General features: G+C 66.8%; 17 protein-coding genes. 10 read left to right on the forward strand and 7 right to left on the reverse strand.

The window, feature by feature from the left end; all coding sequences use genetic code 11:
* The first annotated feature begins 107 nt into the window (after positions 1 to 107).
* The 3 genes from LGN10_RS01020 (at position 108) to LGN10_RS01030 (ending at position 4,669) form a co-directional block, all read left to right on the forward strand.
* The gene (locus tag LGN10_RS01020) at positions 108 to 2,066 is read left to right on the forward strand and encodes a Xaa-Pro dipeptidyl-peptidase (protein WP_226221258.1); all 1,959 of its coding nucleotides are present in this window, start codon (positions 108 to 110) and stop codon (positions 2,064 to 2,066) included.
* Positions 2,067 to 2,558: 492 nt separating this feature from the next.
* Positions 2,559 to 3,521 carry an SAM-dependent methyltransferase gene (locus LGN10_RS01025; protein WP_226221260.1) on the forward strand — a complete coding sequence of 321 codons (963 nt, stop codon included), beginning with the start codon at positions 2,559 to 2,561 and terminating at the stop codon, positions 3,519 to 3,521.
* Between the two features lie 44 nt (positions 3,522 to 3,565).
* Entirely contained in the window at positions 3,566 to 4,669 is a 1,104-nt protein-coding gene (locus LGN10_RS01030; protein WP_226221262.1) for a terpene synthase family protein, read from the forward strand.
* 120 nt (positions 4,670 to 4,789) lie between these two features.
* Here the strand turns inward: LGN10_RS01030 and LGN10_RS01035 are convergent, their stop codons facing one another.
* The gene (locus LGN10_RS01035; RefSeq protein WP_059643829.1) at positions 4,790 to 5,719 is read right to left on the reverse strand and encodes a 2-hydroxyacid dehydrogenase; all 930 of its coding nucleotides are present in this window, start codon (positions 5,717 to 5,719) and stop codon (positions 4,790 to 4,792) included.
* 166 nt (positions 5,720 to 5,885) lie between these two features.
* On the opposite strand from LGN10_RS01035, the gene LGN10_RS01040 reads away from it, so the two are divergent.
* The 7 genes from LGN10_RS01040 (at position 5,886) to LGN10_RS01070 (ending at position 11,391) form a co-directional block, all read left to right on the forward strand.
* Positions 5,886 to 6,809, forward strand: a complete 924-nt coding sequence (locus tag LGN10_RS01040; protein ID WP_059575367.1) for an ABC transporter substrate-binding protein — start codon at positions 5,886 to 5,888, stop codon at positions 6,807 to 6,809.
* A complete protein-coding gene (locus tag LGN10_RS01045; protein ID WP_226221264.1) occupies positions 6,806 to 7,984 on the forward strand; it encodes an ABC transporter permease in 1,179 nt (392 codons plus the stop codon). The genes LGN10_RS01040 and LGN10_RS01045 overlap by 4 nt, the downstream gene beginning before the upstream one ends.
* Complete coding sequence (locus LGN10_RS01050) at positions 7,981 to 8,934, forward strand: ABC transporter ATP-binding protein (protein WP_060314103.1); 954 nt, start codon at positions 7,981 to 7,983, stop codon at positions 8,932 to 8,934. The genes LGN10_RS01045 and LGN10_RS01050 overlap by 4 nt, the downstream gene beginning before the upstream one ends.
* Complete coding sequence (locus LGN10_RS01055; RefSeq protein ID WP_226221266.1) at positions 8,931 to 9,698, forward strand: ABC transporter permease; 768 nt, start codon at positions 8,931 to 8,933, stop codon at positions 9,696 to 9,698. Before LGN10_RS01050 ends, LGN10_RS01055 begins: the two co-directional genes overlap by 4 nt.
* Before the next feature lie 32 nt (positions 9,699 to 9,730).
* Positions 9,731 to 10,126 carry an NAD(+)--rifampin ADP-ribosyltransferase gene (gene arr / locus LGN10_RS01060; protein ID WP_226221272.1) on the forward strand — a complete coding sequence of 132 codons (396 nt, stop codon included), beginning with the start codon at positions 9,731 to 9,733 and terminating at the stop codon, positions 10,124 to 10,126.
* Between the two features lie 158 nt (positions 10,127 to 10,284).
* Complete coding sequence (locus tag LGN10_RS01065; protein WP_099317802.1) at positions 10,285 to 10,971, forward strand: lytic transglycosylase domain-containing protein; 687 nt, start codon at positions 10,285 to 10,287, stop codon at positions 10,969 to 10,971.
* Between the two features lie 3 nt (positions 10,972 to 10,974).
* Positions 10,975 to 11,391, forward strand: coding sequence for a lysozyme inhibitor LprI family protein (locus LGN10_RS01070; RefSeq protein ID WP_104012529.1), 417 nt, complete (start codon positions 10,975 to 10,977; stop codon positions 11,389 to 11,391).
* A 178-nt stretch (positions 11,392 to 11,569) separates the two neighbouring features.
* Here the strand turns inward: LGN10_RS01070 and LGN10_RS01075 are convergent, their stop codons facing one another.
* The 6 genes from LGN10_RS01075 to LGN10_RS01100 all read right to left on the reverse strand — a co-directional run bounded on the left by LGN10_RS01075 (position 11,570) and on the right by LGN10_RS01100 (position 17,877).
* On the reverse strand, positions 11,570 to 12,922 hold the full coding sequence (locus tag LGN10_RS01075; RefSeq protein ID WP_226221274.1) for a HipA domain-containing protein: 1,353 nt from the start codon (positions 12,920 to 12,922) through the stop codon (positions 11,570 to 11,572).
* Positions 12,922 to 13,257 (reverse strand): helix-turn-helix domain-containing protein, encoded by a 336-nt coding sequence (locus tag LGN10_RS01080; RefSeq protein WP_059575384.1) that lies wholly within the window; start codon positions 13,255 to 13,257, stop codon positions 12,922 to 12,924. Before LGN10_RS01080 ends, LGN10_RS01075 begins: the two co-directional genes overlap by 1 nt.
* Positions 13,258 to 13,510: 253 nt before the next feature.
* Positions 13,511 to 13,951 carry a dihydroneopterin aldolase gene (locus LGN10_RS01085; RefSeq protein ID WP_034186032.1) on the reverse strand — a complete coding sequence of 147 codons (441 nt, stop codon included), beginning with the start codon at positions 13,949 to 13,951 and terminating at the stop codon, positions 13,511 to 13,513.
* Positions 13,948 to 14,580 carry a sarcosine oxidase subunit gamma gene (locus LGN10_RS01090; RefSeq protein WP_226221276.1) on the reverse strand — a complete coding sequence of 211 codons (633 nt, stop codon included), beginning with the start codon at positions 14,578 to 14,580 and terminating at the stop codon, positions 13,948 to 13,950. Before LGN10_RS01090 ends, LGN10_RS01085 begins: the two co-directional genes overlap by 4 nt.
* Complete coding sequence (locus LGN10_RS01095) at positions 14,570 to 17,581, reverse strand: sarcosine oxidase subunit alpha family protein (RefSeq protein WP_226221278.1); 3,012 nt, start codon at positions 17,579 to 17,581, stop codon at positions 14,570 to 14,572. The genes LGN10_RS01090 and LGN10_RS01095 overlap by 11 nt, the downstream gene beginning before the upstream one ends.
* A complete protein-coding gene (locus tag LGN10_RS01100) occupies positions 17,578 to 17,877 on the reverse strand; it encodes a sarcosine oxidase subunit delta (protein ID WP_011547035.1) in 300 nt (99 codons plus the stop codon). Before LGN10_RS01100 ends, LGN10_RS01095 begins: the two co-directional genes overlap by 4 nt.
* Positions 17,878 to 17,882: the final 5 nt, after the last annotated feature.

Genomic DNA, 17,882 nt, shown 5'->3' on the forward strand with positions numbered 1-17,882 from the left:
TTTGATGGTGCAGTTCCGCTTCATCCGATGCAGTACCCGGCCAGGCCGCAGGGGGCGTATCGCGAGCCGACCGGTTCCACACAATCACAAGAGACGAGGTCGCTGCAATGAACATTCATCGAACCGGATTCCGGCGCGCGTGGCTGCCCGCGCTCGTGGCGGCCGCGACGCTCGCCGCGTGCGGCGGTGACGACGGCGGTAGCGTGGCGGGCGTGTCAGCGCTCGCACAGGGCCAACAGGAGGGGGCCGCCGCCGCGGCCGATCAGTCCAATACGCAATCGCTCGCGTCGCGCTTTTCACCGTCCGGCGTCCCGTACGCGAATCCGGCGAGCGGCGGACGCTACAAGCCGGTGATCAGCAACGGCCAGGTGCAGCCGTCGCTGTCGGGCGGCACGATCGAGGAGAACGCGTGGGTCGACACGCCGGTCGATTCCGACGGCGACGGCACGCGCGACCGCATCCACGTGCGCATCGTGCGGCCGGCCGAGACCGCGACCGGCGCGCGCACGCCGGTCATCGTGCTCGCGAGCCCGTATTACGCGGGGCTCGCCGACAGCCCCAACCACGACGTCGACGTCGAACTCGACGGCACCCCGCATCCGGCCGCGACCGCCGGCGCCGCGGCATCGGCGTCCACGCGCATCCTGGCCGCCGCACCGCAAACCCGGATGCTGCAGCAAGTCGAGGCGGCGGCCGCCGGCCGCTCGTGGATCGAGAGCTACTTCGTGCCGCGCGGCTTCACGATCGTCTATGCGGATTCGCTTGGCACCGCCGGCTCGGACGGCTGCCCGACGATCCTCACGCGCGACGAATCGGTCGCGATGGCGTCGGTGATCCGCTGGCTCGGCCGCGACGCGACCGCGAAGGACGCGAACGGCAAGACGGTCGTCGCGAACTGGTCGACTGGCCACGTCGGCATGTACGGCGTGTCGTACGACGGCACGCTGCCGAAGATGGTCGCGAGCCTGCGCACGCGCGGGCTCGACGCGATCGTGCCGATCGCCGGGCTGTCGAACATGTACGGCTACTACCGCTCGGGCGGCCTCGTGCGCGCGCCGGAAGGCTATCAGGGCGAGGATGTCGACGTGTACATCAAGGCGCTGCTGACGAACGCGCATCCGGAGCGCTGCACGCACCTGATCGACGAAGCGCTGCAGCAGGAAGACCGCAAGACCGGCGACTATTCGCCGTTCTGGGCCGCGCGCGACATTCCGACCGCGTTCGCGGTCGCGCCGGCGCTCGTCGCGCAAGGGCTGACCGACGACAACGTGCGCGTAGACCAGTCGACGTCGTGGTATCTGGCGATGCGGCGCCAGGGCGTGCCGACCCAGCTGTGGCTGCATCGACTGAAGCACACCGATCCGACCCGCGTGCCGGGGATGGCCGACGCGTGGACCGCCGAGGTGAACCGCTGGTTCACGCGCTACCTGATCGGCTACGACAACGGCGTCGAGCAGGATCCGCGCGCGGTGATCGCTCAGGCCGACGGCTCGCTGCTGAAGGAAGCCGACTGGGCCGCGCGTCGCGCCACGCCGGTCACGTACTTCGCCGGCGGCGACGGCGCAACCACCGGCACGCTGCTGCGGCAGCCGACCGGCGGCCCGCTCGCGCGCTTCACCGACGATGCGCGCATTCCCGCGCTGACGCTGGCGAACACGGCGACCGGCGAAAACCGCAGCCGCTTCGAGACGGCCCCGCTGACGGCCGCGGCACGCCTGTCCGGCACGGCGACCGCGCGCGTCAGGCTGACCTTCACGGGCGTGGCGAACGTGACGGCGCTGCTGGTCGACCGCGCGCCGGACGGCACGGCGACGATCGTCACACGCGCATGGACCGACCCGCGCAACCGGCTGTCCGAGTGGGTGTCGCAGCCCGTGCTGCCCGGCATGCCGTACGACCTGAAGCTGACGTTCATGCCGCGCGACTACAAGCTGGAAGCCGGCCACCGGCTGGGGCTCGTGGTCCTCTCCAGCGACTATGAGGCGACGCTGCGGCCGACGCCGGGCACGGGGCTGACGCTCGATCCGGCCGGCACGTCGGTGACGGTGCCGCTCGCGGCTTCCTGAGCCGCGGCAGCCCGCGGTACCCCCTCGACACGATCCGGGATGCCGGTACCTCCGCATCCCGGATCGTTTCCCATCGTCCGGCTCGATTTTCTGTTTCTTTAAAAAGGCCGCCCCGTCGGAATGATCATTCCGCATTTCGTGAATCAAGCGATTGTTTAAATCGGGAAATGAAACAGCATTCTGTCGCTTGACATCGAAACCCGATCGACTAGATTGGGAATTCAATAATCCGGAAATTCGTAACCGGTTGCCCCCGGGGATTCCCTTCGCCTGTATGCCGTTTCCAGCCCGACCGGCGGCCGCCGAGTCGCGGCCCACGGTAATCGCTCGTCTTTTTTGAATCGGGTGCCGCTGATTTTCTGTCCTGGTCGAGGAAAGGGGATGTCGCCCGCTTCGATCATGCAACCGTGATTCGGCAGCAACCGCGCTCGCCGGACACGGAAGTCCGGCTATCCCGTGCATGACGTCGTACCCCCACCTCGGAGAATGGCTATGAGCAATATCGGCACGGACACCGCCGTCGGATCGGGATCGCCATTGAATGGCCGGACCGTCAAGCCGTTCGCTTCGATACGGGGCCGGGAACGAAACGATTACGAGTCGCGGGTCGCACTGGCTTACCAGGACGACCCGGAAAGCTGGAGCAGCGTGATCGGCGATCGCCTCTGGTTCCAGTTCGGTATCTATGACCCGGCCCGATCGCCGGAGCCGATCGGCCTCGACGAATCCGGCCTCCGGTATTTCGAGCGGCAACTCGAGCTCGCCGGCCTGGATAGGCCCGGCCGCCAGCCCGTCGACCGGATACTCGATATCGGGTGCGGCTGGGGAACGGTGCTGCGGGATCTGTCCGAGCGGTTTCCCGACTGTCATCGCCTGGACGGCATCAACATCAGCGAACGCCAGCTCGAATACTGCGCCGAAGTCAATGCCGCGCGAGCCTTGTCGGACCGCATCAACCTGTTCCGGTGCAATGCGCTCGATATCGATTTGCTGCCGGATTTCGGCCAGCCCTACGACCTTGCGATCATGCGCGGGGTGATTTCCCACTTCCCCTACGACCTTTTCGAAATCGTGATGGCCAAATTGCGGCAACGGCTGTCCGCGAACGGAACGGTCATCGTTTCGGACAACCTGTATAACGTCGACCTGCAGGACTACCGGTCAGATACGCCCGATCTCGTCGACAGGCTGGCATGCAAGTATCGCAAGACGCCCGCGTACCTGCGCCAGGTGTTCGAGCAGAGCGGGTTTGTGGTCCACGACATGAGAATCCTGCCGGACCGGATGGACGCGACGCGCTGGCTGCTGAGCGTGCAGGAGAACATCGAGCGTCATTTTCCGCGCGGTGCGGTCGGCGCGCTGGAAGAACTCCGCGTGATGTGCGAGAGCCTGGCCGTCGCCATCGTGAAGCGCCAGGTTTCCATCTACAGCTTCGTGCTCAGGCGCGATCGCTGAAGGCCGCCGTTTCCGGCCCCCGACCTCGAGCCCGAGAATCCGCCATGAAAGAGATTCCCAACTTCGTTCGCGATCTCCCCGGCCTGCCGAAACCGGGGGAAAAAATCTTCCACCCGGACTTCCATCTGCAATTGAAGCCCATGTGGCATCCGCGCCACGACGAGGCGGAACGCCGAATCGCGCTCACCGACAGCCCGTACATCCTCGCGTACTACGGTAGCCAGAAGGCGGTCGAACATTATCTGGCGCAAAGCATGCCGTCATTCGGCGGCCTGTGCTACCCGCACACGCGAGACGACCGGATCTACGATCTCGAACGGATGATGAGCATCACCACGCTGATCGACGACACCATCACCAACCCCGACATGCTGGACCAGGCGCACAGGCGTGCGACGTTGCGGCAGCATTACTTCGACGCGATCGCCGGCGTGCGCCCGCCGGACAGCGCCCCGATCGCGCAGTTGCTGTACGAGGGGCTGCTGCCCGTCAAGGCACAGTTGGCGTCGAAGCCCCGCGTCTGGCAACGGCTGGAGGAATCGCTGCGTACCTTGATCGTCAGGCAGACGGATCCGTTGGCCTTGAAGATGGACGAGCTCACGTTCGACGCCTATCTGGAGATGCGGCGCATCGACAATTACGGGGAATGGGCAGCCATCATGACGGAATACGCGATCGACGTGGACATGACCGACCACCTGGCTGCCGACCGGTCGCTGGCGGAAATGAGAACGGCCGCCATCGATTCGATCACGCTGGTCAACGACCCGTATTCATTCCGGAAAGAGATTCATATCGCCGATTCGGTCAATTCCGTCTGGCTGCTGATGTACCGCGACGGCCTGACGCTCCAGGACGCGCTGAACAAGCTGGCCACGCTGGTTGCCGAGAACGAACGCAAGCTGATCGCCGCGCGCGACCGCGTCCTCGCCGGCCCGCTCGGAGACGACGCGGATGTGCGCGCCTACGTGACCGAACTGGAGCATCTGGCGTCCGGCAATGCCGAATTTCACGCGATCAGCACGCGTTACCACGGCAGGGATTTCAAAGGAAAACGGTTCATTTCGGGCGAGGTGACCATTCGACCGCTACCGTCCACCGATGAAGTGGCGGCCGCGGATCTCGCGGGCGGCCGCCCCGCAAGCTGATTCGATCGATGACGGTGCCGGGTTCGGTTCACGAGGGCCTGCAAGGCGTGCAAGCGGTCCGAACCACGCCGTCTCGCGACCGGCGCGACCGCGTTTCGCACCGGCAACACCGATCGCCGCCTACACCGGCGTCAATACCGGCTGCCCCGCGAAATGCCGCGCCGCGTTGTCGAGAAACTGCCGCACCGAACGATCGAGCGCCTCGGGCGACCAGCCGCCCATGTGCGGCGTGAGCACGACGCTGTCGAGATCGGTCAGCGCACGCGGCGGCGCCGGTTCGCCTTCGTACACGTCGAGCCCCGCGCCCGCGATGCGCCGTTCACGCAACGCGTCCGCCAAAGCAGCGGTATCGACAACGCTGCCGCGCGACACGTTCACGAGGAAACCGCCCGGGCCGAGCGCGTCGAGCACCGCGCGATCGATCAGATGCCGCGTGCCTGCACCGCCCGGCGTCGCGACGATCAGGAAATCGGCCCACTGCGCGAGTGCGTCGACCCGGTCGAAATAGCGGTACGGCACCGGCTTCTCCGAGCGGTTGTGATAACCGATCTCGATATCGAAGCCGGCCGCGCGACGCGCGCACTTCTCGCCGATCTTGCCGAGCCCGACGATGCCGAGCTTCTTGCCCGACACGTTCGGCGGCATCGACAGCCCGTCGCGCCACACGCCCGCGCGGGTTTTCGCATCGAGCTGCACGACGTTGCGCACCGCCGCCAGCAGCAGCGCGAACGCGTGATCGGCGACGCAATCGTCGTTGGTGCCGGCGCCCGTCACCACCGTGATGCCGCGCGCCTTCGCATGCACGACGTCGATGTGCTCGTAGCCCGCGCCGAGCGCGCTGACGAACGTCACGCGCGGCAGCCGGTCGATCTCGGCGGCGCTCAACCCCGTGCTGCCGTTGGTCAGCACCGCTCGGATCGTGCTGCCGTGCTCGGCGATCGCGCGTTCGCGCGCATCGGGAGTCGGCGCGTAACGCACGTCGAACGACGCGGCGATCTCGCGATGCGCGTCGCCGCGCAGCGCGATGAGGACCAGCAGCTCGGGCTTCATGTCAGCAAATGTCCGCAGGCGGGAGTGAATTTCAGTGTAACAAGCCCGCACGATGGATGCGGGTTATCCCCACGCCGTCTGTGGACACGCGGCCGCACGCGGTTTGCCAAAGCCGGCTCAGTCAAGTAACTTTCGGCGTACGCCCCCGTCCTGGAGATTGGCCCCGATGAAGCTCGCCCTGCCCGCCCGGATCCTGGGCCTCGCGTTCGCCGCCGCGATCGTCGCGCCCGGCGCGCATGCCGACACGCCCGTCGTGGTGTCGTCGAAGATCGACACCGAAGGCAACCTGCTCGGCAACCTCATTTCACAGGTGCTGAAGGCCCACGGCGTTCCCGTCACCGAAAAGATCGCGCTCGGCACGACGCCGATCGTGCGCAAGGCGCTCACGAGCGGCGAGATCGACATCTACCCCGAATACACGGGCAACGCCGCGTTCTTCTTCAACAAGGCCGACGACCCGGTATGGAAGAACGCGAGCCAAGGCTACGACACCGCCAGGAAGCTCGACTACGCGGCGAACCATCTCGTGTGGCTCGCACCGGCGCCCGCGAACAACACGTGGGGCGTCGCGCTGCTCGCGCCCGTCGCGCAGTCGCAGCACCTGAAGACCTTCTCCGACTTCGGCAAGTGGGTGGCCGGCGGCGGCAAGGTCAAGCTCGCGGCTTCGGCCGAATTCGTGAACAGCGCGTCGGCGCTGCCGTCGTTCGAGAAGGCGTACGGCTTCAAGCTGAAGCCCGAGCAGCTCGTCGTGCTGTCCGGCGGCGACACGGCCGCGACGATCAAGGCCGCCGCGAACCAGACCGACGGCGTGAACGCCGCGATGGTCTACGGCACCGACGGCGGCATCGCGTCGAGCGGCCTCGCGGTGCTCGACGACGACAAGCACGTGCAGCCCGTCTACGCGCCGGCGCCGGTGATCCGAGAAGCCGCGCTGAAAGCGCATCCGCAGATCGCCGACTTGCTGAAGCCCGTGTTCGCGAGCCTCGACCTGAAGACGCTGCAATCGCTGAACGCCCGCATCCAGCTCAACGGCGAGCCGGCCGCCGGCGTCGCGAAAAGCTATCTGAAAGCGAAGGGTTTCGTGAAATGACGGGCCGCGCGGCGGCGTCCGCGCGGCGCATCACGCTCGACAAGGTCGGTGTCCTGATCGGTGTACTCACGCTCGTCGCGGTGTTCGGCCTGTCGTTCGCGGTGCTGCGGCCGAACCGGATCGCGGCCGGCACCGGGCTGTCAGTGTTCGCCGCGCTGCCCGCCATGCAGGGCGCCGCGCTCGCCGCGCTGTGGACCGTCGGCGCGCTGTGGGTGATGACGGCGAGCCGTCCCGCGTGGCGGCTCGCGGCCGGCTGCGCGGGGCTCGCGACGCTCGCGTACGCGATCGGCGCGGCCGCGGCACACGTCGTCGCGCCCGACGACATGCTGGCCCGCGTGTCGCCCGACGCCGGCGTCTGGCTGCTGCTGTTCGCGTGGGCCGTGCTCATCGCCGACGCGCTCGCGCGCCTCGCGTTCGGCCCGTGGCGGCGGCTCGCCGCGCTCGCCGTCGCGATCGCGGCGGTTTCGGTGCCGCTCGCGAGCGGCTGGTGGGACGGCCTCTCGGTGATGCGCGAATACGCGGTGCGCAGCGACGATTTCTGGCGCGAAGCGATCCGTCACGTGTCGCTCGCCGGCGGCTCGGTCGCCGCCGCGCTCGTCGCGGGCGTGCCGCTCGGCATCGCCTGCGCGCGCATCGCGACGGTGCGCACCGTCGCGATGCCCGTGCTCAATATCGTCCAGACGATCCCCAGCATCGCGATGTACGGGCTGATGATGGCGCCGCTCGGCCTGCTCGCCGCGCACGTGCCGCTCGCGGCCGCGCTCGGCATCCGCGGCATCGGCGTCGCGCCGGCCGTATTCGCGCTGTTCCTCTACTCGCTGCTGCCGATCGCATCGAGCGTCGTGGTCGGGCTCGAACAGGTGCCGCCGCACGTGACCGAAGCCGCGCGCGCGATGGGCATGACGCGTGCGCAGCGGCTGCTGCGCGTCGATCTCGTGCTCGCGCTGCCGGTGATCCTCAGCGGCGTGCGGATCGTGCTCGTGCAGAACATCGGCCTGACCGCGGTGGCCGCGCTGATCGGCGGCGGCGGATTCGGCACCTTCATCTTCCAGGGGATCGGGCAATCGGCCGCCGATCTCGTGCTGCTCGGCGCGATCCCGACGATCGCGCTCGCACTGCCGGCCGCCGTCGTGTTCGAAGCCGCGACGTCGCTCGCGAAGGGACGTGCAGGATGATCGAGATAGAGCGGGTCGGCAAACGCTTCGGCGACGTGGTCGCCGTCGACGACGTATCGCTGACGGTGCAGCGCGGCACGATCACCGCGCTCGTCGGCGCATCGGGCAGCGGCAAGTCGACGCTCCTGCGCATGATCAACCGGCTGATCGCGCCGACCAGCGGCACGATCCGCATCGACGGCGTCGATACGGCAAGCGTCGCGCCCGAACAGTTGCGGCGCGGCATCGGCTACGCGATCCAGGGGCACGGGCTGTTTCCGCACTGGAGCGTCGCGCGCAACATCGCGACCGTGCCGCGCCTGCTCGGCTGGCCGGCCGAGCGCATCGACGCGCGCGTGAACGAACTGCTCGATCTGTTCCATCTCGCGCCGGCCGAGTTCGCAGGCAAGCTGCCGCATGAACTGTCGGGCGGCCAGCAGCAACGCGTCGGCGTGGCGCGCGCACTCGCCGCCGAGCCCGCGATGCTGCTGATGGACGAACCGTTCGGCGCGCTCGACCCGATCATCCGCAACAAGGCGCAGGACGACCTGTTCGCGCTGCAGCGCCGCCTCGGCATCACGGTCGTGATCGTCACGCACGATATCGAGGAAGCGCTGAAGCTCGGCGACACGATCGCGGTGATGGACGGCGGCCGGCTGCTGCAGGTCGCGACGCCGGCCGAGATTCTCGGCAAGCCGGCGGCAGGTGTCGTCGAACAGCTCGTCGCGGGCGTCGATCGGCCGCTGCGCCTGCTCGCGCTGACGCCGATCGACACGGTGGCCGAAGCCGGCCACGCCGACGGCGAACCGATCGCGGCGACGCGCACGCTGCGCGATGCGGTATCCGAATTGTTGTGGCGCGGTGTCGATGCGCTGCCCGTCGACGATACGGCCGACGGCAACCGTCACGCACACGGCCCTCGCCGCATCACGCTCGACGCGATCCGCTCGCACGCGAGGAAGCCCGCATGACGACGCGCAGCAGCGTGCGGCCCAAGCGGTCTTCGCTCCCCGCGTACGTCGCCCGTGCGGCCGCGCTCGCGCTGCTGCTCGTGCTGCTGTTGCGCCCCGGGTGGCTGCAGGGTCTGTTCGAGCCGTTCGCGGACAACGGCGCGCCGGTGATCTACGATCGCGCGAGCCTGCTCGATCTCACGCTCGCGCATCTCGGCACGGTCGCGCTGTCGAGCCTGATCGGCACGATCGTCGCGGTCGCGGCCGGCATCGCGGTCACGCGGCCGTTCGGCGCGGATTTCCTGCCGGTCGCGCGCAGCGTCGTCGACATCGGCCAGACCTTCCCGCCGGTCGCCGTGCTCGCGCTGGCCGTGCCGGCCGTCGGCTTCGGCTTGAAACCCGTGCTGATCGCGCTCGTGCTGTACGGACTCCTGCCGGTTTTCGAAAGCACGATCGCGGGGCTCGAGGACGTGCCGCGCGACGTCGTCGACGCCGCGCGCGGAATGGGGATGAGCGGGTGGCAGCAACTGGTGTCCGTCGAGCTGCCGCTCGCGTTCCCGGTGATCGTCAACGGCATCCGGCTCGCGGTCGTGATCAATCTCGGCACCGCGACGATCGGCTCGACGGTCGCCGCGCGCGGGCTCGGCGACGTGATCATCGCGGGCCTGCAGACGTCCAACACCGCGTTCGTGCTGCAAGGCGGCGTGATCGTCGGCTTGCTCGCGGTGCTCGTCAGCGATGCGATCGGCGCGATTGCGCGGATGGCGAGCGCGCGGCGCGCCTAGAAACCGTTGCGGAATGTTTCGAAGGAGAAGCCATGACTGTATTAGACACCGGCCCGTTTTTTCATGGCACGAAGGCGGATTTGCGGATCGGCGACTTGCTGACGGCAGGCTTCAGATCGAATTATCGCGATGACGTCGTGATGAATCACGTTTATTTCACGGCGCTGCCGAAAGGCGCCGGCCTGGCGGCGGAAATGGCCAAAGGCGAAGGCCGGCCGCGGGTCTACATCGTCGAGCCTACCGGCGAATTCGAAAACGACCCGAACGTCACGGACAAGAAATTCCCCGGCAATCCGACGCGATCGTATCGAAGCACATCGCCGTTGAAGATCGTTGGCGAACTCGATAGCTGGGAACCCTACGATCCGGAGTTCATTCAGCAGCTCAGAAGCCGCATCGAAACCGGCATCGGCGAGATCATCAACTAGCGTTCGTGCGGACTGCGATGCGTGTCCGCGCAACGATCGGCTTGCCGGCCCACCCGAATCGACACAAGCCTACAGCGTGCTTTCATTCGAACCGGCGCTCGAACATCGGTGGCAATTGGCCGATATACTATGCGCCTCCCATTTCCCCGCACTCCACCATGCGACGACGGTTTTTCTGGCTGATCGTGCTCTCGCTCGGCATTGCGCAACAGGCCGCGGCGCAGCAGGCGCCCGCAGTGCCTGCGTCCGCGCCCGACGCGCTGGCATCGGCGCCGACCGTCGCCTCCGCGCCGCTCGCGAACGCCAACGATCAGCCTAACGAAGCAAACCGCCGCATCACCACCTACCTGACGAAGAAATTCGGCGTCGCAAGAGAAAAGGCCGCGAAGCTCGCGGATATCGTGAGCGTGACTGCGACGAAATATTCGCTGCCGCCGGCACTCGTTTACGCGATTATTTCGATCGAATCGCGCTTCCAGGAAAAAGCGCGCGGCCAGCATGGCGCGACCGGATTGATGCAGGTCGTGCCGTCCGCGCACCGCGGCATGCTGCGCGACGTGAAGGATCTCACCGAGCCGAATGCGAACGTCGAGGTCGGCTCGCGGATCCTGTCGGGCTACGTGAAAGCGGCCGGCGGCAACGTGCTGGCCGGGCTGAAGAGCTACAGCGGCGGATCCAGTGCATATGCGGCGAAGGTCATGCAGCGGGTCGATTCGTTCCGGTTCGTGCTCGAACCCGATGACGACGCGAAAAGCCCCAATACCGTGAACGACGGGAAGGCGCACATGGTGCCCGTCAGCGATCCGTCCGGCCCTGCGCCCGCCGCGAACCGCAACGCGAAGTAAGCAATGGGCACCCGCGTTCACACTGCTCCGGCCCGACGCCGCGCGGCCCGGCTGCTCGCCATCGTCGCGCTGTCGGCCAGCCCTGTATCGGCTTTCGCTGTCGTCGACTGCGAACAGGCGGGGCCGACGATGGAAGCCGTGAGGCGCTGCGTGCTCGATCAGCAGCAGAAGCAAGTCGACAGCGCGTACCGGTCGCTTGCTCGCAAGCTCCGCCAACGCAACCCCGACGCTGCCGCCCAGCTGGCGAAATCGCAAACGAGTTGGGCCGACTTTGCCGGCGATACTTGTGACTACGTGAAGACCGCCAATCTGCAGCAGACGATTCCGAGTGACGCCTGGCTGAATTGTTGGGTGGGTTTCAGTCAGGCACGCGTGCGCATCCTGAAGAAGTGGGAAGCCCAATTGACGCAGCCGAACTGAACTGCCGCCCGCCCCGTGTCACCCGTCATTCCTGCACGCAACGCGCGCGCCAGCGATCGGTGCCGATGCAGCATCGGCTCTCACGCACCTGAACGCAATACGGCGGATAGCGTTAGTCAGGCCGGTTTTTGCGACGCGCGCGCAAACGGGGCGTGCCGATGGTTGATGAAGCACACGCTCAGAGTAGCGTAACGTCGACCTTGGGCACCATGGGCGCAATACGCATGACGCGTTCCGCCTGCACTCGCACGTACTCGGCGATACGACGCACCCACGCACGCTCGTCACCCATATAGACGCCCGACTCCGCCAGCCCGGGGGCCAGTTCCGCCGCCAGCGTCGCCATCCGCGTCATTTCACGCGCAACGAGTGCCGGCCGGATCTGCACGCGATGCGCGAAGTCCGCGAGCGCGAAAGCGGTCAGTTCCTCGGTGCGGAATACATCTCCGTACGCCATCGCCATGTCCTGCACATAAGCGTCGCCGTACACGTTCACGCATACCAGATCGTAAAACGGCGCCGGCTCGAGCCCGCTGCTGCTGACAAAAAACGAAATGTTCTTGCCATGCGCGTCGCTGTTGCCGATCAGCAGTTGCAGCAACGCCCAGCGCAGCATGACCGTGCGCGCGGCGACCGGTGTCTCCAGAGACGATGTCAGCGAAAACAGCTTCTCGAAGCTCACGCCTTCGCGAATATTGCGCACGTCCGCGTTGTTGCCGAGATTGCGTTCGTATTTGAGCGTCGCCGGCAAGTCGAGGGCCTGGCATCCATCAATGACATGAAGCCGCTGCACAGCGCTCGCGCGCTGCGGGTCGTCCGGATCGGTCGTCACGAGCCGGTCGAATCGCTCGATCAGCAGAATGGGCTCGGGGATGCGTCGAATCTCGACATGCGCGACCGGCAACCCCATGCGGGCCGCCAACGTCATGCAGAAATGCTCGTTGGCGACCATGAACGGCGCGTTCGCGCTGCGCGACTCGGGCTTCAGAATATGCGAGCTGCTCAGCGCCCCGTCCACTAGGGCCAACTGCTCGCCTTCGACCAGCACCTGCAGCTTGTCCTGATGGCCGGCGATCGACAGGCGCACCCGATCGTCCCAGACGGGAAACGGAATCGCATCGCGCTTGTGAATACGGTCGGCCAGTTCTTCCGCGGAGATCGGTCGGCGCACGGGTTCGAGAGGATCGGACGCCCGCCCGGCCTCATCGTCGTCCGGAATGAAGCTCAACGCACCAACGGGCTCCTTGCCAAGCATCCGGATCAGACCGAAGACGTTGTCCTTCGATATCTGATACATCGATGCGGCCACGTCGAGTGCGCGGCCCTCGGGAAGCAGATTGCCCACGAAGCGCTGGATCGCGCCCGCCGGCGGCTTGCCGCCATCGAGCGGAATGCACGGCGACAACGCAAACGCGTCTGCCCGCGCGAGCCACGCCGGATCGTAGGAAAAACCGTAGTCGTCGCGGCGGGCATCATAGGTCAGTTGTCCGACCGGCGAGCCGTCAGCCGAAATCCGCAGGCGATGGATCATCACCCCCCCTCGGACGAACGGGACGTGCCAGGCGAAGCGGCACGTATCGTCGCATGATCGCGCACTGCCTTGCGCGCCACCTGGACGTCGCGTTTCGGCACGACGAGCAAATTCAGGCCAAAGCCGTCCAACACCTTGAACAACTTGTCGAGACTCACCGCGCGCCCGTTTTCGAGGCGTGACAGGACGTCCTTGGAGACGCCAAGCATGTCGGCTGCATCGTCGATCCGCATCTGGTTCTGCGCGCGCCGGTTGCGCACGAGCGCCCCCAAGGCGGTGAGATCCAGTGCGAGCGGGTCAGGTATCGCGACGGGTTGCGGTAAGGTGCGGGCCATAATTCCGGAATTTCAGGAACAAAGCGCCATCGAAGTCGATCGACAGCATAGTTACGAGAATATCGGAATTATAGTGAATCGTCCGCCAGATCGCCAATTGTTCCTATATTTCAGGAACAAAAACACCAAAGGCGGGCGACGGGCCGTTGTTCTCATATTTCAGGAACTATAAACGAGTGCGGCGGCGCATTCGCGCCGCCGCCCATGGAGTCACCGGATCACCTCCCTCGTGCCTTGATCCAGCCCCCTTCGATCAAAGCTGCCCCGCGGCTCCCGTCCACCGCAGGTAATCGCCGCGCGTCCAGTCCAGCGACACGCCGACGCGTTTCGTCCCCGGCCGGATCTTCGGCTTGTACACCGACAGCGTCAGCGATTCCAGCGCCGGCCATTCGCGAAACGACAGCACCGCGATATCCGCAACGAGCGTCTCCAGCAGCCGCGTATGCGGCTTGTGCGACAGGAACGACGCGACGCGCGCGCAATAGCCGTCGTAGTCGATCCACTCGCCCTGCTCGCTCGGCTCGCAGCGATACCCGAGCCGCGCATCGATCACGATCGGCTGCGGCGCCTCGTGCTCGTGCGCATGGATGCCGATCCGCGCGGGCACCTTCAGTTCGTCGACGAACACGCTCCAGCCGCGCCCGCGCAGGCGCGGCGCGTCGATCGCCACGAACGGTTCGTCGAACGGCTTCATGATGCGAGCGGCGCCGCGGCGTCGAGCATGATGCGCACGAAATAGTCGGCGAAGCTGCGACGCAGGACGATCTCGAACGAGTCGTCGCCGGTCGGGATCAGCGTGATCGGCGACTTGAAGTAGTGCGACTGCGCGCACTGGCCCGGCTTGAACACGCGCGGATGCACGTCGAGCGGGCAGCCGCGCGCGATCACGTCGCGCACGCGTTCGCCGCTGATCTCGACCACCGTGTAGCCGCTGCCGACGTCGACGGCGGCCGCGTACAAGCCCTGCACGGCTTCCGCCAGCTTGGCCTCGAGCACGCCGGCCTGAACCGGCCCGTTCGACCGCACGAGCCATTCGTCGGGCCCGAGCCACAGCACGTCGTACTCGGCGCCGCGCGCGACCGTGTTCGGCGTCGCGGGCGGCCGGCAGCCGACCACGCGCTCGAACGCGGCGACGAATGCCGGGTCGCTCAACTCGCCGCGCACGTTGACGAGATCGAGGAACGGCCGCTCGCGCAGCGTGAACTTCTTCGATGCGCGCGCCTGGTGCGCCTTCAGCACGTCGGCCGCGCCGACGAACGGCGATTCAAGCGTCACGCCGGCCGCGCCCGCCACCGGCGCCTGGTTTCTCGTTTCATTCCACATGCTGACGCACCCCTTCGGTATCGTAGAAAACCGGGCTCGAGATCTTCGCGGTGACGCGGCGGCCGGTGGCCAGCGGGATCACGACGCTCTCGCCCATCTTGCTCAGGCCGCCCTTCACCACCGCGAGCGCGATCGAGCGCTTCAGGATCGGGCTGTAGTAGCTCGACGTCACGTGACCGATCATCGGCGTCGGATCGGTTGCCGACACCTGCGTGTCCTTCGCGATGATCTGCGCGCCTTCCGGCAGCACGAACTGTTCGTCTTCGGTCAGCAGGCCGACGAACTGCTTGCGGCCTTCCTTCGCGGTATCCGAGCGCGTCAGCGAGCGCTTGCCGAGGAAGTCCTTCGACTTCGCGACGAGCCCGCCCATCCCGAGGTCGTACGGCGTGATCGAGCCGTCGGTGTCCTGCCCGACGATGATGTAACCCTTCTCGGCGCGCAGCACGTGCATCGTCTCGGTGCCGTACGGCGTGATGTCGAACTCGGCACCGGCCGCCATCAGCGCTTCCCACACCGCGCGGCCCGCATTCGCCGGCACGTTCACTTCGTAGGCCAGCTCGCCCGAGAAGCTGATCCGCATCACGCGCGCCTTCGCGCCGGCAACCGTGCCGTTGCGGTAGCTCATGAACGGGAACGCTTCATTGCCGAAGTCGATGTCCTGGCACACCTTCTGCACGACCTTGCGGCTCTTCGGGCCGACCACCGCGAACGTCGCCCAGTGATCGGTGACGGACGCGAGCCGCACCTTCATGTCGGGCCATTCGGTCTGCAGCCAGCGCTCGAGCCACGTCAGCACGCGCGCGGCGCCGCCGGTGGTGGTCGTCATCATGAAATGCTGGTCGGCGAGGCGCACGGTCACGCCGTCGTCGAACACCATCCCGTTTTCGTCGAGCATCAGCCCGTAGCGGCACTTGCCGATTTCGAGCTTGTTCCACGGGTTCGTGTACATCCAGTTCAGCAGCTTCACCGCGTCCGGGCCCTGGATGTCGATCTTGCCGAGCGTCGATGCATCGAGAATGCCGACGCCGTTGCGCACCGCGAGGCATTCGCGCTTCACGGCCGCATGGAGATCCTCGCCGTTCTTCGGGAAATACCACGGCCGCTTCCAGTTGCCGACGTCCTCGAACATCGCGCCGTGCTCGACGTGCCATTCATGCACGGCCGTCTTGCGGATCGGGTCGAGGAAATCGCCCGTCTCGCGGCCCGCGAACGTGCCGAACGACACGGGCGTGTAGTTCGGGCGGAACGTCGTCGTGCCCGTTTCCGGAATCGTCTTGCCGAGCGCGCCCGCGAGGATCGCCATCCCGTTGATGTTGCCGAGCTTGCCCTGGTCGGTGCCGAAACCCATCGCCGTGTAGCGCTTCACATGCTCGACCGACTCGAAGCCTTCGCGCGCGGCGAGCAGGATGTCGGCCGCCGCGACGTCGTTCTGGAAATCGACGAACTGCTTCGGCCCACGCGCGGCCGCCTCGCGGCTGCCGACGAGCCACAACGGCTGCAGCGCGCCTTCGACGGTTTCGGCGACCTGCGGTGCGGCCGGACGCTGCGCGGCCGCGAAGCCCGCGGCCTTCGCCGCTTCCACGCCCGCATCGACCGCGAGCCGCAACGCACGGGCGAGCCCGAATTCGCCGGCCGCCGCGCCGATGCTGGTTTCCGCCTGCACCGGCTTGCCCGGCAGGAAACACGCCTTCTCGTCGTTCCAGCACGCCTTGCCGCCCGATTGCGCGAACAGGTGCAGCACCGGGCTGAAGCCGCCCGACATCGCGACGAGGTCGCACGGCAGCGTCTGCATCTTGCCGCCCGTCTGGCCGTTCGAGTAGGACGCGACGTCGACCGACGATACGCGCCACTTGCCCGATGCGGCCGTGACGACCGCGCCGCTCATCACCGTCACGCCCTGCCGCTTCGCGGCGGCCGGCAGCGCGCCGTTCGACGACGCGCGCGAATCGACGACCGTCACCTTCGCGCCGCACGCCTTCAGGTCGAGCGCGGTCTGGTAGGCACGGTCGTTGTTCGTGAACACCACCACGTTGCGGCCCGGCAGCACGCCGAAGCGGTGCACGTAGGTGGAGACCGCACCCGCGAGCATCACGCCCGGCAGGTCGTTGTTGCCGAACACGATCGGCCGCTCGTGCGCGCCGGTCGCGAGAATCACGCGCTTCGCGCGGACCTTCCACAGCAGCTCGCGCGTGCCCTTGCGCATCGATACCGGCAGGTGATCGGTCAGGCGCTGCGTGACCGTCACGAGGTTGTGGTCCTGGTAACCGAACGCGGTGCTGCGCGACAGGATCGTCACGTCGGGCAGCTTGCGCAGCTCGGCTTCGATTTTCTCGACCCATTGCATCGCGGGCTTCGCGTCGATCTCCGCGCGGCACGACAGCAGGCTGCCGCCGAGTTCGCGCTGGTCGTCGACGAGGATCACGCGCGCGCCGGCCGTGGCGGCCGCATGCGCGGCGGCGAGGCCCGACGGGCCACCGCCGACCACGAGCACGTCGCAGTGCGCGTAGCACTTGTCGTATCGATCGGCGTCGAGCACCTCGGGCGCCTTGCCGAGGCCGGCCGCTTCGCGGATCTTCTCTTCGTACTTCGGCCACATGTTGCGCGGCCACATGAACGTCTTGTAGTAGAACCCGGCCGGCATGAAACGCGACAGCTTCTGGTTGATCGCGTACTTGTCGTTCTCGAGCGACGGCTCCGCGTTCACGCTCGTCGCGACGAGGCCCTGGTACAGCTCGATTTCGGTCGCGCGCGCGTTCGGCACCGTGTACGGGCCGGTTTCGAGCTGCACGACGGCATTCGGTTCCGCGACGTCGGCCGTCACGATCCCGCGCGGACGGTGGTACTTGAAGCTGCGCGCGACGAAGTGCACGCCGTTCGCGAGCAGCGCGGACGCGAGCGTGTCGCCCTGGAAGCCCTGGTACGTGCGGCCGTTGAACGTGAACGTCAACGGAATCGCGCGATTGATGCGGCCACCGGTGCCGAGGCGGTCTTTCTGGCTCATTTGCTCGTGCCCTCTTCGTGTGCGTTGCCGGCAGATGCGCCGCCGAACTTTTCGTAGCCCTTGATATCGTAGGTGACCGTGTCGCGCGTGACCTTGAACCAGCGGCGGCAGCCCTGCGTATGCAGCCATTGCTCCTTGTGCAGCCCGCGCTTGTTCTCGCGCATGAACACGTATTCGCCCCATTCGCGGTCGGTCATGGTCTCGTTCGCCACCGGGCGCACGATGTCGGCTTCACCGCCGCACGTGAACTCGGATTCGGCGCGCGGCCCGCACCACGGACATTCGATCAGCAACATGTTTC

Source organism: Burkholderia sp. AU32262 (assembly GCF_020419985.1).
Lineage (GTDB): Bacteria > Pseudomonadota > Gammaproteobacteria > Burkholderiales > Burkholderiaceae > Burkholderia > Burkholderia semiarida.

Coding starts and splice junctions, on each gene's coding strand:
- LGN10_RS01075 (WP_226221274.1), bottom strand. CDS start 12,922: ATGATCCATCGCCTGCGGATTTCGGCTGACGGCTCGCCGGTCGGACAA.
- LGN10_RS01070 (WP_104012529.1), top strand. CDS start 10,975: ATGGGCACCCGCGTTCACACTGCTCCGGCCCGACGCCGCGCGGCCCGG.
- LGN10_RS01080 (WP_059575384.1), bottom strand. CDS start 13,257: ATGGCCCGCACCTTACCGCAACCCGTCGCGATACCTGACCCGCTCGCA.
- LGN10_RS01090 (WP_226221276.1), bottom strand. CDS start 14,580: ATGTGGAATGAAACGAGAAACCAGGCGCCGGTGGCGGGCGCGGCCGGC.
- LGN10_RS01065 (WP_099317802.1), top strand. CDS start 10,285: ATGCGACGACGGTTTTTCTGGCTGATCGTGCTCTCGCTCGGCATTGCG.
- LGN10_RS01020 (WP_226221258.1), top strand. CDS start 108: ATGAACATTCATCGAACCGGATTCCGGCGCGCGTGGCTGCCCGCGCTC.
- LGN10_RS01040 (WP_059575367.1), top strand. CDS start 5,886: ATGAAGCTCGCCCTGCCCGCCCGGATCCTGGGCCTCGCGTTCGCCGCC.
- LGN10_RS01055 (WP_226221266.1), top strand. CDS start 8,931: ATGACGACGCGCAGCAGCGTGCGGCCCAAGCGGTCTTCGCTCCCCGCG.
- LGN10_RS01100 (WP_011547035.1), bottom strand. CDS start 17,877: ATGTTGCTGATCGAATGTCCGTGGTGCGGGCCGCGCGCCGAATCCGAG.
- LGN10_RS01095 (WP_226221278.1), bottom strand. CDS start 17,581: ATGAGCCAGAAAGACCGCCTCGGCACCGGTGGCCGCATCAATCGCGCG.
- arr (WP_226221272.1), top strand. CDS start 9,731: ATGACTGTATTAGACACCGGCCCGTTTTTTCATGGCACGAAGGCGGAT.
- LGN10_RS01085 (WP_034186032.1), bottom strand. CDS start 13,951: ATGAAGCCGTTCGACGAACCGTTCGTGGCGATCGACGCGCCGCGCCTG.
- LGN10_RS01035 (WP_059643829.1), bottom strand. CDS start 5,719: ATGAAGCCCGAGCTGCTGGTCCTCATCGCGCTGCGCGGCGACGCGCAT.
- LGN10_RS01025 (WP_226221260.1), top strand. CDS start 2,559: ATGAGCAATATCGGCACGGACACCGCCGTCGGATCGGGATCGCCATTG.
- LGN10_RS01030 (WP_226221262.1), top strand. CDS start 3,566: ATGAAAGAGATTCCCAACTTCGTTCGCGATCTCCCCGGCCTGCCGAAA.
- LGN10_RS01045 (WP_226221264.1), top strand. CDS start 6,806: ATGACGGGCCGCGCGGCGGCGTCCGCGCGGCGCATCACGCTCGACAAG.
- LGN10_RS01050 (WP_060314103.1), top strand. CDS start 7,981: ATGATCGAGATAGAGCGGGTCGGCAAACGCTTCGGCGACGTGGTCGCC.